Source organism: Chelativorans sp. J32 (assembly GCF_000518985.1).
GTDB lineage: Bacteria > Pseudomonadota > Alphaproteobacteria > Rhizobiales > Rhizobiaceae > Chelativorans.
On sequence record NZ_JAEQ01000002.1, the window covers coordinates 225,155 to 241,499 of the forward strand.

Annotated in this window: 16 protein-coding genes and 1 riboswitch; of the genes, 11 read left to right on the forward strand and 5 right to left on the reverse strand. The window is 60.4% G+C overall.

What is annotated here, in order from left to right:
* Positions 1–26: 26 nt before the first annotated feature.
* Positions 27–224, reverse strand: a riboswitch (cobalamin riboswitch).
* A 237-nt stretch (positions 225–461) separates the two neighbouring features.
* The 5 genes from CHEJ32_RS0104345 to CHEJ32_RS27015 all read left to right on the forward strand — a co-directional run bounded on the left by CHEJ32_RS0104345 (position 462) and on the right by CHEJ32_RS27015 (position 6,981).
* Positions 462–2,114, forward strand: coding sequence for an ABC transporter substrate-binding protein (locus CHEJ32_RS0104345; RefSeq protein ID WP_028032757.1), 1,653 nt, complete (start codon positions 462–464; stop codon positions 2,112–2,114).
* A 97-nt stretch (positions 2,115–2,211) separates the two neighbouring features.
* Positions 2,212–3,249: an ABC transporter permease gene (locus CHEJ32_RS0104350; protein WP_028032758.1), complete on the forward strand. Its 1,038-nt coding sequence runs from the start codon at positions 2,212–2,214 to the stop codon at positions 3,247–3,249.
* 9 nt (positions 3,250–3,258) lie between these two features.
* Positions 3,259–4,416: an ABC transporter permease gene (locus tag CHEJ32_RS0104355; protein WP_028032759.1), complete on the forward strand. Its 1,158-nt coding sequence runs from the start codon at positions 3,259–3,261 to the stop codon at positions 4,414–4,416.
* Between the two features lie 4 nt (positions 4,417–4,420).
* Positions 4,421–6,487, forward strand: a complete 2,067-nt coding sequence (locus CHEJ32_RS0104360) for an ABC transporter ATP-binding protein (protein ID WP_028032760.1) — start codon at positions 4,421–4,423, stop codon at positions 6,485–6,487.
* Between the two features lie 92 nt (positions 6,488–6,579).
* Positions 6,580–6,981, forward strand: a complete 402-nt coding sequence (locus CHEJ32_RS27015; RefSeq protein ID WP_156936602.1) for a hypothetical protein — start codon at positions 6,580–6,582, stop codon at positions 6,979–6,981.
* Positions 6,982–7,108: 127 nt separating this feature from the next.
* Here the strand turns inward: CHEJ32_RS27015 and CHEJ32_RS0104365 are convergent, their stop codons facing one another.
* On the reverse strand, positions 7,109–7,879 hold the full coding sequence (locus tag CHEJ32_RS0104365; RefSeq protein ID WP_028032761.1) for a VOC family protein: 771 nt from the start codon (positions 7,877–7,879) through the stop codon (positions 7,109–7,111).
* A gap of 260 nt (positions 7,880–8,139) precedes the next feature.
* On the opposite strand from CHEJ32_RS0104365, the gene CHEJ32_RS0104370 reads away from it, so the two are divergent.
* The 5 genes from CHEJ32_RS0104370 (at position 8,140) to CHEJ32_RS0104390 (ending at position 12,304) form a co-directional block, all read left to right on the forward strand.
* Positions 8,140–9,492, forward strand: a complete 1,353-nt coding sequence (locus CHEJ32_RS0104370) for an NAD(P)-dependent oxidoreductase (protein WP_028032762.1) — start codon at positions 8,140–8,142, stop codon at positions 9,490–9,492.
* Between the two features lie 14 nt (positions 9,493–9,506).
* Complete coding sequence (locus tag CHEJ32_RS0104375; protein WP_028032763.1) at positions 9,507–9,872, forward strand: VOC family protein; 366 nt, start codon at positions 9,507–9,509, stop codon at positions 9,870–9,872.
* Between the two features lie 18 nt (positions 9,873–9,890).
* Entirely contained in the window at positions 9,891–11,201 is a 1,311-nt protein-coding gene (gene preA / locus CHEJ32_RS0104380) for an NAD-dependent dihydropyrimidine dehydrogenase subunit PreA (RefSeq protein ID WP_028032764.1), read from the forward strand.
* A gap of 104 nt (positions 11,202–11,305) precedes the next feature.
* The gene (locus CHEJ32_RS0104385) at positions 11,306–11,827 is read left to right on the forward strand and encodes an Rrf2 family transcriptional regulator (protein WP_028032765.1); all 522 of its coding nucleotides are present in this window, start codon (positions 11,306–11,308) and stop codon (positions 11,825–11,827) included.
* 12 nt (positions 11,828–11,839) lie between these two features.
* The gene (locus CHEJ32_RS0104390; RefSeq protein ID WP_028032766.1) at positions 11,840–12,304 is read left to right on the forward strand and encodes a carboxymuconolactone decarboxylase family protein; all 465 of its coding nucleotides are present in this window, start codon (positions 11,840–11,842) and stop codon (positions 12,302–12,304) included.
* On the opposite strand, the gene CHEJ32_RS0104395 is transcribed toward CHEJ32_RS0104390, so the two are convergent.
* From CHEJ32_RS0104395 to pcaC, 4 genes are read right to left on the reverse strand one after another with little or no spacing between them, the layout of a single operon-like run.
* Positions 12,305–13,375 carry a 3-carboxy-cis,cis-muconate cycloisomerase gene (locus CHEJ32_RS0104395; protein ID WP_028032767.1) on the reverse strand — a complete coding sequence of 357 codons (1,071 nt, stop codon included), beginning with the start codon at positions 13,373–13,375 and terminating at the stop codon, positions 12,305–12,307.
* Between the two features lie 6 nt (positions 13,376–13,381).
* Entirely contained in the window at positions 13,382–13,996 is a 615-nt protein-coding gene (pcaG, locus tag CHEJ32_RS0104400) for a protocatechuate 3,4-dioxygenase subunit alpha (protein WP_028032768.1), read from the reverse strand.
* Between the two features lie 2 nt (positions 13,997–13,998).
* A complete protein-coding gene (pcaH, locus tag CHEJ32_RS0104405; protein WP_028032769.1) occupies positions 13,999–14,739 on the reverse strand; it encodes a protocatechuate 3,4-dioxygenase subunit beta in 741 nt (246 codons plus the stop codon).
* Positions 14,736–15,137 (reverse strand): 4-carboxymuconolactone decarboxylase, encoded by a 402-nt coding sequence (gene pcaC / locus CHEJ32_RS0104410; protein WP_028032770.1) that lies wholly within the window; start codon positions 15,135–15,137, stop codon positions 14,736–14,738. Before pcaC ends, pcaH begins: the two co-directional genes overlap by 4 nt.
* Positions 15,138–15,291: 154 nt before the next feature.
* Between pcaC and CHEJ32_RS0104415 the strand changes: the two genes are divergently transcribed.
* Positions 15,292–16,194: a helix-turn-helix domain-containing protein gene (locus CHEJ32_RS0104415; RefSeq protein ID WP_028032771.1), complete on the forward strand. Its 903-nt coding sequence runs from the start codon at positions 15,292–15,294 to the stop codon at positions 16,192–16,194.
* The last annotated feature ends 151 nt before the right edge of the window (positions 16,195–16,345 follow it).

Sequence of the window (16,345 nt, forward strand, 5' to 3'; positions counted from 1 at the left end):
CCACAGTCCCGAAAGCTGCCCGCATCCGGAAGGTGACGACCCGAGGCAGGTTTCCTGGCTTGCGCTTCTCCGGCATCCTCGCCTTCCCAGGTCAAAGCCCAGTGGCATTTTGAGGAAGCCTCGGCGCTAACAGTTGCGGGAGCAGCTATGGCTCGGGCGACGCACGCCCTTCCATATTCCCTTTTAACCCCGCCGGGCGGGGCACCTCAGGCAATGGCCGAGACTTATCAACGCGTTCAGGTGCCGTCAATCGGCGCGTGAGACGCGATCCGATCCCGGGAAATTGATGAGGCCGACTGCCAAATTTCACTATTAGAATACGTTCCGGTGTTGTGTTCGAGGTCAGCTGACAGAGCGCTGTCAGGAGAATAGCGCTTTGACAATGCCGCTGGCCTGACGGAATGTTACTGGTCCAGGCCCGCCCAGTCGCAGCAAATCGGAAGTTAAGGGGAGAGTGCCACATGAAGTTCTTCAAGAGCAACAGCGGAGCCGTCCCCGCCCGCATCTCAAGCATGGCCGAAAAGGCGCGTGCAGGCCAGATCGACCGCCGAGAGTTCCTTGCACTTGCCAGTATTTTCGGTGCCACAGCAGCCGGGGCTTATTCGATGGCCGGCCTTACGCTGCCCCGTCCGGCATTCGCGCAGGAGCCAAAAAAGGGCGGCGTTCTGAAAATGGCAATGTGGATCAAGGATCCGAAGGACCCCCGCACGGCGGACTGGTCCGAGATCGCGAATGCGATGCGCCAGACCCTGGAACCGCTCGTCAAGTACACGGCCGACTTCACTTTCGAGGGAAGGCTGTTGGAAAGCTGGGAGGTGAACGAGGAGGCGACGGAATATGTCCTCAATGTCCGGCCCGGCGTGACCTGGAACAATGGCGATCCCTTCACGGCGGATGACGTGATCTACAACATCACCCGTTGGTGCGATGAGACGGCCGAGGGCAACTCCATGGCTACCCGGCTGACATCGCTCATCGATCCGGCGACAAAAAAAGTGCGGGACGGGGCCATCAAGAGGGTGGACGAGCAGACAGTGCGTCTTGTCCTGCAGAGGCCCGACGTCTCCATTATCGCAAGCTTCACCGACTATCCGGCGCTCGTGGTGCATCGGAGCTTTGACGAGACCGGCCGCGATTTCGTCGCCAACCCGATCGGCACCGGCCCGTTCGAACTGGTCTCCTATGAAGTCGGCAACCGGGTTGTGGTCAAGCGGCGTGAGAACGGCCAATGGTGGGGCGGTGAGCCCTATCTGGACGGCGTGGAGTTCATCGATTATGGCACCGACCCTTCCGCGATGGTCTCGGCTTTCGAAGCGGGCGAAATCCATACCAATTACGAGACGAGCGCCGATTACGTCGACATCCTGGACGGGCTGGGGCTTGTAAAGAGCGAGACACTCACTGCCGCGACCATCCTCGCGCGCACCAATGTCAACAACAAGCCTTATGATGACGAACGCGTGCGGCGGGCGCTTCAACTGGCGGTGGACAACGCCACCGTCCTTGCCTTGGGATATGGCGGGGCCGGTGATGTGGCGGAAAACCATCATGTATGCCCCATCCATCCCGAATACGCCGAACTTCCGAAGATCCAGCGCAATATCGAGGAAGCCAAGCGGCTGATGCAGGAGGCCGGCCAGACCGACTACGAGCATGTGCTCATCACCGTCGATGAGGATTGGCATAAGAACACGGGCGATGCGATCGCGGCCCAGATCCGTGAAGCAGGCTTCAAGGTGAAGCGGGAGGTGTTGCCGGGTTCGACCTTCTGGAACGACTGGATGAAATATCCCTTCTCCATGACGAACTGGGCGATGCGGCCGCTCGGGATACAGACGGTGGCGCTTGCCTATCGCTCGGGCGAGTCGTGGAACGAGTCCGGTTATTCCAATCCCGATCTCGACGCGCTGATCGATAGGGCGCTTACCATGCCGGACCCGGAAGAACGCCGGACGGTGATGAAGGATATCGAGCAGCACATCCAGGATTCAGGAATCATCATCCAGCCCTACTGGCGCAGGGTTTACAACCACTCCGTGGAGGCGGTGAAAAACCATCGGATCCACCCGAGCTTCGAGGTGGATTTCGGGAAGGTCTGGCTGGACGAGGCTTGATGCCGATCTCCAAAGGAAACCGAGCCTTCATGCCTGAACGATCCCGCGGCGTCAGCAACACAGCGCGGCCCAAGGGTTCCGAGATGGACCATAGATATTGCTGAGCTACATCATCCGCCGCCTGGGAATCATGGCGCTGGCAATGCTCTGTTTGTCGCTGGCGGTCTTTTATCTCGTCAATCTGGAGCCGAATCTTAAGCGGCTGGCCATCAGCCAGCTCAATATGCGCTCCTCGGCCCAGGAGCTGGAGACCTGGCTCGAAAAGAACGGCTATCGCCAGAACTTCTTCGTCCGCTACGGCCAGTGGCTCGGCGTCATGCCGAAGGAGCCGACCCTAGACCCGGTTACCGGGGAGGCAGTGCCGCGCTTTTCCTATTGTAATGAAACGACCGCAGCCCGGTATTCCGGGATATTGCAGGGGGATTTCGGCTGCTCGACGAAGTTCCGGGTACCAGTGTGGCAGAGGCTTGCTCCCGCCCTGAAGGCAACCGCGATCCTGATGTTCTGGGTCATGGCCGTGATGGTGCCCGTTTCGCTTTTGCTCGGTGTTCTGGCGGGTATGCGCGAAGGCAGCCGGACCGACCGCGCACTCTCGGCGGCTTCCATTACCACCGCCGCTACCCCGGAATATGTCTCAGGCGTCCTCTTCACCGTGGTGTTTGCCTCGTGGCTGGGCTGGCTCAACGGATCTGCCGCATCCGCCACCAATCAGGGGGTCAGTTTCTATAACTTCACCCTGCCGGTGATCACGATGGCCCTCTATGGCACGGGCTACATCGCACGGATGACGCGAGCCTCCATGGCGGAGGTGATGACCCAGCAATATATCCGTACCGCCAGGCTAAAGGGTCTTGACTTCGGCGCAGTCGTACTTCGCCACGCGCTGCGCAATGCGCTCATCACGCCCTTCACTGTCATAATGCTGCAGTTTCCCTGGCTGCTGACCGGTGTGGCCGTGGTGGAAGTGATGTTCCGCTACCAGGGGTTCGGCTTCACGCTCGTGGAGGCTGCCGCCAATAACGACATCGACCTGCTCCTTGCCTGCTCGTTGATCTCCGTTTTCGTGGTTCTTACGACGCAGCTCGTTTCCGATGTCGGCTATGCGCTTCTCAATCCGCGCATCCGGGTGCGATAGGGGCGGCCGATGCAATTCGAAACCATCGGGCCCGTCGGCATTCTCCTTGGTGTGATCGCGCGGTTCTGGCCGGTCTGGATCGCCCTAGCCATTGTGCTCGCAGTCGGCTTTCGCCTGAGAAAGCGGCTGGGGATCTATGGCCGGCTCCATGACGATTGGGCGGGTTTGAGCGGCCTGATGATCTGCTTCTTCTGGCTGTTTACGGCAATCTTCGCCAGCATTGTCGCACCTTTCGAACCGCTGCAGCAGATCGCGATCATGAAGGATGCGCCCCCCGGAGCGATCGACCCCGATACGGGCGCGGTGTTTTTGTTGGGTGCGGACCGTCTGGCACGCGATGTGTTTTCACGCATGGTCTTCGGAAGCCAGATCGTGCTTCTCATTGCGCCGGCCGCCACGCTCTTTGCATTGATCGTGGGCACGATGCTGGGCCTCCCCGCAGGTTATCACGGCGGCAGGATCGACGGTGTTCTCTCATTCCTCGCCAATCTCGTCCTCGCCTTTCCGGTGATCCTGCTCTTCTATCTGCTCGTGACCCCCGGCGTGAGCGAAACCCCGATCCCGCAGGTGCTTGCCGGCCTCTTCCTGGTCTTTCCGGTCATGTTCTTCGCCACACTTGTTTCGACGCGGTATTCCGGCCAGCCGAAGCTTCTCGCGCCGCTTCTCCTGGCAACTCTCGTCATCGGCGCCTGGTTTTATGCGGGTCTTGTCTTCAACGTCGATCCGCTGGGGCTCATTTCTCTCGCACCCAACGAGCTCAACATCTTCGTGGCGGTGGTCTTCGCCTCGAGCCCCGGCGTCTTCCGCATCGTGCGCGGCCTTACGATGGAAATCAGGACGCGCGACTACGTTGCGGCGGCTCAAACCCGCGGCGAAGGGCCATGGTACATCATGCTGTGGGAGATACTTCCGAATGCCCGCGGGCCACTGATCGTCGATGCCTGCCTCAGGGTTGGCTACACGACGATCCTGCTCGGGACGCTCGGCTATTTCGGCTTGGGCCTTGCTCCGGAAAGTCCGGATTGGGGAACCGCAATCAAGGAATCGAGCAGGCTCTTGCGCGCGCACATCCATCCGGCTCTTCCGCCGGTGATTGCATTGATGTCCTTCGTGCTGGGCCTCAACCTGCTCGCCGATGCTATCCGTGAGCAGGCGTTGAAGGATTGAGGTGATGACCGTGGCAGTGCCCGAACCCCTCCTGGAGATCGAAGACCTCTCCATCTCCTTCTTCACGCGGGCAGGGGAGGTGCAGGTCGTGCGGGATTTCTCCACCACGATCATGCCCGGCGAAATCATGGGGATCGTGGGTGAATCCGGCAGCGGCAAGTCGACCCTTGCGCTCGGCATCATGCGTGGCCTTCCTTCCGGCGGACGAATCGTGGGCGGGCGCCTCATCTTCAAAGGCCGCGACGTCATTTCCATGCGCGAACGGGAACTGCGGCAGATCCGCGGCAAGGAGATCGCCATGGTTTACCAGGAGCCGATGGCGAGCCTGAACCCGGCGATGAGGATCGGCAAGCAGCTGATGGAAGTGCCGCGTGTGCATGAACGCGTTTCACGCCAGGAGGCATGGGAGCGCTCGCTCGACATGGTGCGGGCGGTGGGACTTCCCGACCCCGAACGCATCATGCAGACCTATCCACACCAGCTTTCAGGCGGCCAACAGCAGCGCATCGTCATTGCGATGGCGCTCTTGTCGAAGCCGTCGCTCCTCATCCTGGACGAGCCCACCACCGCGCTCGATGCCACGGTCGAGGCAGGCATTATCGAACTCATCAAGGATTTGAGCCACAGATACGGCACGGCCATGCTGTTCGTGTCGCACAATCTCGGTCTCATCCTGGAAGTTTGCGATCGTGTTGCGGTCATGTATTCGGGTGAGGCGGTGGAGACCGGGGATGTGCGCGATGTGTTCGAGCGCATGCGCCACCCCTATACTCAAGGCCTTTTCCGCGCGATTCCACGGCTGACAGCGGATAAGAACGCGCACCCGCTCATCGCCATTCCCGGCCAGCAGCCCGCCCCAAGGGAGCGACCGAAAGGTTGCAATTTCGGGCCGCGCTGTCCGCACTTCCGGGAAGGGCTGTGCGACGCCGCCGATATTCCGATGGTTGCGGTGGACGCAGCGAATGCGCATTTCTCGCGCTGCATTCGCATCGGTGAAATCGATTGGGATGCGCCGCCGCAAGCTGCCGCGGCGCACGAGCCGATTGCGCCCGGCGCCCCCGTTCTCGAGGTGGAGGACGTAAGAAAATACTATCAGGAGAACGGAAACGGCCTGTTGGCCGGCGGCACGCGTGTCGTGAAGGCAAACGAGGCGATCAGCTTTGATGCCCGTGAAGCAGAAACCCTTGCGATTGTGGGCGAATCCGGCAGCGGGAAATCGACATTGGCAAAAATGCTGGTCGGCTTGGAAACGGCCACGAATGGCCGGATTGCCTATCGCCGCACGGAGATCCAGGACACGCCCGTGGAGGAGCGGGACAGGAAGACCGTGGCGGGAATCCAGATGGTCTTCCAGAATCCGTTCGACACCTTGAACCCAACGCAGCCGGTTGGCGCGCAGATCGTTCGCACGCTGGAGAAATTCAGGATTGGCAGAACGGCGGGTGAGCGGCGCGACAGGATGTTGAAGTTGCTCGATCTGGTGAAGCTGCCGCCTTCTTTTGCAAACCGAAAGCCCCGCCAACTTTCCGGAGGACAGAAACAACGCGTCGGCATTGCCCGCGCTTTCGCCGGCAATGCAAGATTGGTGGTGGCTGACGAGCCGGTCTCAACTTTAGACGTTTCCGTGCAAGCGGCCGTTACCGAGCTCCTGATGGATATCCAGCGCAGCAATCGGACGACCATGCTCTTCATCAGTCACGATCTGTCGCTGGTTCGCTATATCGCCGACCGCGTGATCGTGATGTATCTGGGACATATCGTGGAGCAGGGAACGACGGAGCAGATATTTTCGCCGCCCTATCACCCATACACGGAAGCGCTTCTCTCCGCTGTACCTCTTGCTGATCCCCAAGCCACGAAGAGGCGGATCGTGCTGAAGGGCGAAATTCCTTCGCCGGTCGATCCCCCTTCCGGGTGCCCGTTCCAAACCCGCTGTCCATACAAGCAACTGGTGCCGGATAAGCTCTGCGAGCGCGAACTACCGCCGTTCCGCGATCTCGGACGTGGTCATCGCAGCCTTTGCTGGCTGGGAGATGACGTGCTGGGCGAAATGAGACCGGTAATCGAATAGCTTCTATAGCAAAATTTGATTCTTAAATAGGCTGGCAATATATCATAATACAATATTGGACACTATAATAATTAAATTGAGATTACGCTAGTATGGATTCCAGTTCTATCAGAAAAGTCGCGATTGCTCTTGCTTTGCTATTTGCTGCAGACGCTGCATTCGCTGATGACGTGATTAGCTATAACTCGACTCGAGGTGGCAAGAAAGCATCATGCTTCTACTCTGAGCCAAATTTTGGAAATACCCGCTTCTGCGTTTCGGCCGGAAACTCAGTCGCATTTCCCTCCAGTCCCATCCGCTCCCTCCGCCTCTACAATGAAGCGAGAATAACGGATTGTGATGAGGAAATTTTTGGTGGCTCTTGTTGGAATTATGTCCCTGGTGAAGATGACTTTGAATATGTCATTGAGGACTTCATTGTAGATGGCTTTTATGATGATATTGATGGTGGCGATATCGGTTCATTAGAAGTTTATGAGTGGTTTTTGCAGTGATGTAGATAACCGTCTTCTCTCCACCGGCGAATCCATTGTCGCCTTTCATAGGCGCAATTTTCTGCGATTGAGAAATGAAGGAGGTTAGCCCTGCTTGAGGGCTAACCTCACTTGCTGCAACTGGCTGCTAGCGTTTCGGGGCGTTCAATGCGAAAGCGGCGCCTTGGGGATCCATGCATTGCAGGATCCAGCTGCCGCCTGGTACTTCCATCGGGTCCATCAGGATCTGGCCCCCATTGGCCTTGACGAGGCGGAGGCCCTCCTCGATTGCCGGGATGTTGAAGTAGAATTGCCAGAACGGCATCGGGATCTGGGCCGGTTTGTTCATCATGCCGCCGATGGGATCGCCGCCAGCCGAGAAAAGCTGGTAGGTGCCCATAGGGCCCATGTCCATTGCTTCGGCCTTGGTCCAGCCGAACTGGCTTGAATAGAACTCGAATGCCTTCTGCCAATCGGTCGTATAAAGCTCATGCCAGCCGACATGGCCGGGCGTACCAGCGGGGACCGGAGGCTGGTCGGGACCCATCGGGTGCAGCAGCATGAACATCACGCCCTGCGGATCCGACACGACGGAGAAGCGCCCGACTTCGGGAATGTCCGCGGGCTGGCGGTGCACAGTGCCCCCCGCGTCTTGTACACCTTGCGTCGCTGCATCCGTGTCATCGGTATAGATATAACCGAGCCACATGGGCTGACTGCCGGACTGACGGTAATCGTCCGGCATTTCCATGATTCCGCCCACACCCCGTTCACCTGCATTCATAATGGTGTAGGGCGAGCTCCCCGGCGCTTCCCAACGTGAGGCCCGCCACCCGACCACAGCGCAGTAGAAGGCTTCCGCTGCGTTCACGTCCGTGGTCATCAACTCGTACCAGAAGAAGGATTTTGGAGCCGGCATCGTATTTCTCCTCTTATGTTCTCTTCTTTGGTGGCCTGTGCGCAACGGTTCGAGCGGCTGCAGAGGCGCCTACTGGGTTGGCCACAACACCTTATGACTGAGGATAGGGGCCGGCCATACAAACAATCGTGTTAGTGCAGCCAAATAAAGATGATCTAGAGCCGCCTATTCTTTTGCCTGTGTCGCATACCTGAATTTTGACCGATTGATAAAAAACAAAACTGTGTTACCGTCCCTCTCAAAAGAATAAGGGGAACGGTATGGCTCAAAGCCGCTATGAGGACGGTATCGTCGCCGGCCGCCTCTCGCCGGACGTCTATGCCCAGAATTTCTCGGATCTTCATCCTCCGCTCGATATGCATGAGGCGCGGGTCGCGGCGGATCGCTGTTATTTCTGCTACGATGCGCCCTGTATGCAGGCCTGTCCGACCGCGATCGACATTCCGCTGTTCATAAGACAGATCTCCACCGGAAACCCGCTCGGCGCGGCCAAGACCATTTTCGACCAGAACATCTTTGGCGGCATGTGCGCCCGTGTCTGCCCCACGGAGACCCTGTGCGAGGAAGCCTGCGTGCGGGAGTATGCGGAGGGCAAGCCCGTCCAGATCGGCCTTCTGCAGCGCTATGCCACCGATGCCGCTATGGGCCAGGGGCAGCAATTCTTCACGCGCGCCGCACCGACGGGCAAAAAGATTGCGGTCATCGGTGCAGGACCTGCAGGACTTGCCTGCGCGCACCGGCTGGCAATGCATGGTCACGAGGTCATTGTCTATGAGGTCCGGCCGAGATCGGGCGGGCTGAATGAATACGGCATCGCGGCCTATAAGAGCCCGGGCGGGTTCGCGCAGGCCGAAGTCGATTACATTCTTTCCATCGGTGGCATCACGGTTGAGCATGGCAAGGCGCTAGGGCGCGATTTCACCCTTGCCGGCCTTGCAGCCGGCTACGACGCCGTGTTCCTCGCGATGGGGCTTGCGGGCGTCAATGCGCTGCGCGCCGAAGGGGAGGAAGCCGAAGGCGTGGAAAACGCTGTCGACTACATCGCGACGCTCCGCCAGGCAGACGATCTGTCGAGACTTCCGATCGGCCGGCGCGTCGTCGTTATCGGAGGCGGCATGACGGCGATCGATATCGCCGTTCAGGCGCGGCTGCTTGGAGCGGAGGAAGTAACCATCTGTTACCGGCGCGGGCGCGAACACATGAACGCCTCCGAATGGGAGCAGGAACTTGCCGCGGCCAAGGGCGTCGTGATCAGGCATTGGCTGCAGCCGAAGCGGGTTATCGTAGAGGGAAGCTGCGCAGCCGGGATCGAGATGGAGTATACCGCTATGGTCGATGGCCGCCTGATCGGCACCGGTGAGACACTGACGCTGAAGGCCGACCAGGTTTTCAAGGCTATTGGACAGGGCTTCGAGCCCACGGTTCTCAATGGCAGCGGCGAGGCGATCGTGCTTGAGAGCGGGCGGATCCGGGTGGATGCGGAAGGCCGTACATCCATGCCGAAGGTCTGGGCTGGAGGCGATTGCGTGCTCGGCGGCGACGATCTGACCGTTTCGGCCGTCGCACAGGGCCGCGACGCAGCCGAAAGCATTCATAGGGTATTGACTGGCTGAAACGGGAGGGCGCCATGTTCGTGAAATTCGCCGAACTGCCCGTGTTCGATCAGGATCGCGCTATCGCATTCTATGGCAGACATCTGGGATGCACCGTTGCGCGGGACGCCCCCTATGCGAAGGATGGCTGGCGCTGGGTGGAACTGAAGCTCCCCGGCGCGAGGACGCAGTTGCTGCTCACCAGACGCGGCGATGACGAGCCGTCGGACAGGCCGGTTCTCGTGCTCATCGAGGAAGATGTAAAGGGCCTCTTCGATCGGTTGGGAACCGAGAAGGTGAAGATCATTACGGCCCCGAAAGAGGCATCGTGGGAGCCGGGCAGCACGTTTGCGGAGTTTCGCGACAGCGAGGGCAACCGCATCGTCGTGTCCTCTTCCTGAGGCCGGAGGAGAAAACCCATGGCTGATATCCGCTCCAATTTCCTCGGCATCAAATCCCCGAACCCGTTCTGGCTGGCCTCGGCGCCGCCGACCGACAAGGCATACAATGTCGAGCGCGCATTCAAGGCCGGCTGGGGCGGGGTCGTTTGGAAGACGCTGGGCGAGGAGGGACCTCCGGTCGTCAATGTAAACGGCCCCCGCTATGGCGCCGTCTGGGGTGCCGACCGCAGGCTGCTTGGCTTCAACAATATTGAACTCATCACCGACCGCGATCTCTTCGTGAACCTCACCGAGATCAAACAGGTGAAACGGAACTGGCCGGACCGGGCGCTCGTGGTGTCGCTGATGGTCCCGTGTCAGGAGGAGGCCTGGAAGGCGATCCTGCCGCTGGTCGAGGAAACCGGGGCCGACGGGATCGAGCTCAATTTCGGCTGCCCGCACGGCATGAGCGAGCGCGGCATGGGTTCCGCGGTCGGTCAGGTGCCCGAATATGTGGAGATGGTCGTGCGCTGGTGCAAGCAGAACACGCGCATGCCGGTGATCACAAAGCTCACGCCCAATGTCACGGACATACGCAATCCCGCTCGAGCGGCTTTCGCCGGCGGTACGGACGCCGTGTCGCTCATCAACACGATCAACTCGATCACCGGCGTCAATCTCGACACGTTCGCGCCCGAGCCGACCATAGACGGCAAGGGAACCCATGGCGGTTATTGCGGGCCGGCGGTGAAGCCCATCGCGCTTCATATGGTGGCGGAGATCGCGCGCGATCCCGAAACACGCGGCCTGTCCATCTCCGGGATCGGCGGGATCACGACCTGGCGCGACGCCGCGGAGTTCCTGGCGCTTGGCGCAGGCAATGTCCAGGTTTGCACCGCCGCAATGACCTATGGCTTCAAGGTCGTCCAGGAAATGATCGAAGGTCTCAAGAGCTGGATGGACGAGAAGGGCCATGCCACGCTGGACGACGTGATAGGGCGGGCGGTGCCCAACATCGCTGATTGGCAATATCTCAATCTCAATTACGCCACCAAGGCCCGCATCAACCAGGATCTCTGCATCAAATGCGGTCGCTGCCACATCGCCTGCGAGGACACCTCGCATCAGGCGATCACCAGCATGGTGAACGGCGTACGCCGTTTCGAGGTGATCGAGGAGGAGTGCGTCGGCTGCAATCTCTGCGTCAACATATGCCCCGTCGAGAACTGCATCACCATGGTGCCGCTCGCGGCGGGAGAGGTCGACCGGAGAACCGGGCAGGTCGTCTTGGGCGACTATGCCAATTGGACCACTCATCCGAACAATCCGATGAAGATCGCGGCCGAATAGCCCCGCGGAGATGAAATGCTGCCGTAACGGAAATTCGGACCCGCACCCCTATTGCGGATACTCGATATCCAGGATAGAGAATATCCACGATAGGAGATTAACCCATGAAGCTGAGCGACGGGGTTGAAGCTGCGATCCACTGTGCGGCGGTTCTGGCGCAATTGAATGGGGAGGCCACGCTTCCAGGCAGTGCTCTTGCCGAATTGCATGGTCTTTCACCCAGCTATCTGCTTAAGCACCTGCAAGCGCTGACTGCCGCGAAGATCCTCGAATCCATACCGGGGCCGAACGGCGGATATCGCCTGGCAAAGGCGCCCGAGCGGATCAGCTTGCTCGACATCGTCCTTGCCGTTGAAGGCCATCAGCCGGCCTTTCGCTGTGGTGAGATCAGGCAGCGCGGGCCGGGCGCTCTGGAAGCCGAAGCTTATGTGAAACCGTGCGGCATCAAGGTGGCCATGCTCAAGGCGGAGCGGGCCTGGCGGGCCGTGCTGGCCGAGACGAAGCTTTCGCAGATCGTGTCAGGTTATGAGGCCGATGCCGATCCGCGCGCGGTCGCGTTCAACTGCGCCTTCATTGCCCGCCACCAGCGGCCTCAGGGCGAAACCTCTTTGAAAAAGTCGAAGTAGAAAGGAAGAGCCATGCAGCCACGACTCAATTTTTTCCACGCCTCGCCGGAGATCATCAAAAACGTCCGGGCCCTGAACAAAGCCGTCGACGAATGCGGCCTGGAAAAGAGCCTGCTTCATCTTATCAAGCTCCGGGCTTCCCAGATTAATGGCTGCTCCTACTGTGTCGACATGCATAGCCATGAAGCGCGCGAGGATGGGGAAAGCGAGCAGCGCTTGTATCTCGTCGCAGCCTGGCGGGAGTCGCCTCTCTTCTCCGAACGGGAACGAGCCGCCTTTGCCTGGACGGAAAGGCTGACGCGGCTTTCGGAGCAGATGGTGACGGACGAGGACTTCGAGCAGGCCCGCAAGCACTTCTCCGACGACGAATTGGTGAAGCTGTCCGTCGCCATCGGCATGATCAATGTCTGGAACCGCCTCTGCGTGCCCTTTCAGAGCATTCATCCGGTCAGGGAAGAGCGGATCGCGGCTGAATAATTACGGCGCTGCTTTGCGGGTGGCGAAGGTAATACCGCCCGCAAGCTCGTTCGCGATTCTGAGCGCGGCACCTGTCGCGACGACCATCTGGGGAAGAAGCATCCATTCAAGGGTCCAGGCCGCGCCGGACCGCTCGTTCTCATGGATCAGCGCGTGGTGCATGCCGGAAAGTAGCGTGGCGTTGAAGCGGGCAAGAGTGACGAGGATCTCCGCCTTAACGGGGTTTTGCTTGTGTGGCATGGCGGAGGAGCCGCCACCTTCCGCCACCTGCACCTCGCCCATTTCATTCTGGGCCATGAGGGCTACATCCTGGCCCATCTTGCCTAAGCTTCCCGTGACAAGAGAGAGGAAGGAGGCGAAATCGACAATGCCGTCGCGCTCCGAATGTCGCGCACGGGCGACGAGGTTGAGGCCGAGCTTGCGCGCGAGGCGAGCCGCCACGGCGGGTCCCTTTTCGCCAAGCTTGTCGAGTGTTCCGGCAGCTCCCCCGAAGGTCAGGACCGTCACGGATTTACGAATGGTTTCGAGCCGCGCACGGTGACGCATAAGCGGATCGCGCCAGGAGATGATTTTCCGGCCCGCTCTCACGGGTATGGCAGCCTGCATGCGCGTATGCGCCATCACCTCAATGCCGCCGTCGCGCCTTTCCAGTGCGTCAAGGCTTTCGATGACCTCATCCAGCCGAGTGGCAAGCAAAGTGGTGGCCTGCGAAAGGCGCATCGCCAAGGCGGTATCAATGGGATCCTGGCTTGTCGCTCCGAAGTGAAGGCAGGTGCGGTGCTCCTCGGGAAGCTTTTGGCGCAATTGCTCCACGAGCGCCGGGATTACCACCCCGTCGCGCGCAATGCCTCTATTGAGCGCGCCCACATCCGGCTTGTAGTGCTGCAAGGCGGCGGAAATGGCTTCCGCCGCCTCTTGCGAGATGATCTCTTCTTCCGCTTCGGCTTCCGCCAGTGCGATCTCGAAGCGAAGGATCGCCGCGAGTTCCGCGACGACGGAAAAGAGCGCCGCGAACTCCTCGTCGCCCACAAGTCCGGAGAGGATGGGGTGGTCGAAGGCGCTGACGCTCATTCCGCCTCACACATCGAAGAACACGGTTTCCTTGTCACCCTGGAGATATATGTCGAAATTGTAGGTATCCCCAGTGCGCGGCGCAATCAGCGTTGGAACCCGATTCTGGTGTTCCAGACGTGTGAGCACCGGATCCGCCGCATTGGCTTCAGCCTCATCGCCGAAATACATGCGCGTCTGCAGACCGAGATTGATGCCGCGGGCAACGATCCAGAGCGATACATGGGGCGCCTGCGGCCGCCCGTCGGTAAAGGGAACCCGACCCGGCTTGACGCTCCCGAAGGTGAAGACGCCCGTTTCCGGATCCGACGCCTGCCTCCCCCAGCCCGTGAAATTGGGATCGGCCTTGCCGCGCGGCTCGGATGGCGAATTGTAGAGACCATCCGCGTCAGCCTGCCAGATCTCGATCAGCGCGTCCTTGATGACGGACCCCGTGCCGTCGATGACCCGCATCTTGTAGGTGACGCGCTCACCCCTCGTCTTCTCGTTGACCATGCGGACGCCGAGGTCCTCGGGATAGATGCCGCCGATATCGCAGTAGTTCGGCGTGAGCCCGATATGGACATATGGGCCGGCCGTCTGTGAGGCGGTTTCCTTCAGCCTTGTCAGTGACTGGACCATGATCAGTTGCCCTCCAGCTTGTTTTCGAACAGCGTCGAACGGCGCCCGCGCAGCACGATGTCGAATTTATACGCACGCGAATCCATCGGTACCGTGGATTCCATGTCGAGAGCGGCAATCAGCCCTTCGATCGCCTTCTTGTCGGGGATCGTGCGGACGATCGGACATTTCCAGATCATGGGATCGCCCTCGAAATACATCTGCGTGATCAGCCGCTGGACGAAGCCGTGGCCGAAGATCGCGAAGTGGATGTGGGCCGGCCGCCAGTCATTGATGCCATTTGGCCACGGATAGGCTCCGGGCTGAACGGTGCGGAACCAGTAGTTCCCGTCTTCGTCCGTGATGGTGCGCCCGCAGCCGCCGAAATTCGGGTCGAGGGGGGCGAGGTAGCCATCCTTCTTATGGCGATAGCGGCCGCCGGCATTCGCCTGCCAGAACTCGACCAGCACGTTCGGGACCGGCCGCGCGTTTTCGTCCAACACCCGGCCATAGACGATAATGCGCGGCCCGATGGCGCTCTCGCCAGGCTTGGCGAAGTTGACGGTCAGGTCGTTATCGAGTGGCCCGAGCAAGCTATGGCCGAAGGTGGGTCCGGTAAGTTCGGAAAGCGTGTTGCCGAAGGAGATGGGCGCGCGCTGCGGCGAACGCACCACTGTGCTCTTATAGCCCGGCGCGAAAGCCGGCGGGTGCCAGCTGCGGTCGCGCTGGAAGAAGCCGCCCGTTTCGGGTCTCTCGTTCTTCATTTCTTTTCTCCCGATTGCATTTCAGCAAGCGTCTGCTTGATGATCTTGATCGCGTGGTTCGCCGCAGGCACGCCGGCATAGATCGCGACATGCAGCATGGCCTCGCGCAGGTCGTCAGCCGTCGCTCCGGTATTGGCTGTGGCGCGCACATGCATCGCAACCTCGTCGTCGTGGCCCAGGGCAGCCAAAAGGGCAATGGTGACCATGGAGCGCTCGCGTTTCGTCCAGGTCGGCCCGGACCAGACGTGGCCCCAGGCAGCCTCGGTGATCAATTCCTGGAACGGCGCGTCGAATTCCGTCTTGTTCGCCTCGGCCCGGTCCACCCAGGCATCCCCAAGAACGGACCGGCGCGTGGCCATGCCTTCGCTGTAACGTTTGGAATATCCGTCTGTGCTCATTCCTACCTCCCGAGGCGGGGTGGACCGGGCCCGCCGGAATCGCACCCTAGGTTCAGCATGCATACAGGCGCTGGACATTGGAACTGCCGGTGACCGGCGGCAATGGACTTTTATCGCGTATCATTGCACTTTCCGATCATGAAATGAGGATGAGATGGCCGGAAAGAACGTTCCCAATTACCGCCTTTATCGGGAGAACTCGGGAGAGTCGGAAGGGTTCTGGCTCCACAGCGAGACCTTGCCGTTTCGCAGCAGCCTGCACAATTGGGAGATTTCGCTTCACCGGCACGAGGCGCTTTTCCAGATTTTCGTGCTGGCGGCGGGGGGAGGGGAGCTCCTTGGCGGGTCCGAGCCCCGGTCCTTTGCGGCGCCGGCTGCGATCTATATTGCACCGGGGGCGGTACACGGCTTCCGGTATTACACGCGAAACGCGGACGGGCTGGTGATCACGGTGCTGGCGGACCGGCTCTCGCCCGTTCGAGCGGCTGACCCGGCGATTTCGGCATTCCTGTCCAGGACCCAGATCATCCCGCTCGACGGGTCGGGTCAGGATGCCTCGCATGTCGCGCCGCTTGCCCAGCGTGTTCATGAGGAGCTTCATCGGGCAGGGCCTGGGAGCGACATACTGCTGGACGCGATGGTGACCGAGCTCGTCCTGCGGCTCGCCCGGACGGGAGCGCAGGCCGAGAGGATGGGTGAACCCTTTGCCGGGCGTGCTCGGGATCGCCAGCGCATCCAAGCGCTCACGACCCTTCTTGCCGCGCATTGCAGGGAACACCGGCCGGTGAGTTTCTATGCCGAGAGATTGGGCATTTCGCCTGCCCATCTGAACCGGATCGCGCGGCGCGAAGCCGGGGCAAGCGTCCAGGAACTGGCGGCGCGGCATCTTCTCAGGGCGGCAAGGCGCGAACTCGTCTTCACGCCGACGCCGGTTCAGGCCATCGCCTATTCCTTAGGCTTTCAGGATCCGGCCTATTTCAACCGCTTCTTCAAGCGCGAAACCGGCATGACCCCTGGCGCCTTCCGCGATGCGGAGCGGAAGAAGCTTGCGGCGTGACCGTAAGTTCTGCGACATTGACGAAGCCGGGCATCCACGATGGGGCGGCGCTCTCGGCCTTGTCGCCCTTCAGTTTGGCCGAAGGGATATTCCAACGATGAACATGAGGCAAACGGGCGTGCCCGGCCGCTAAATCGCACTTTCCTCGCCG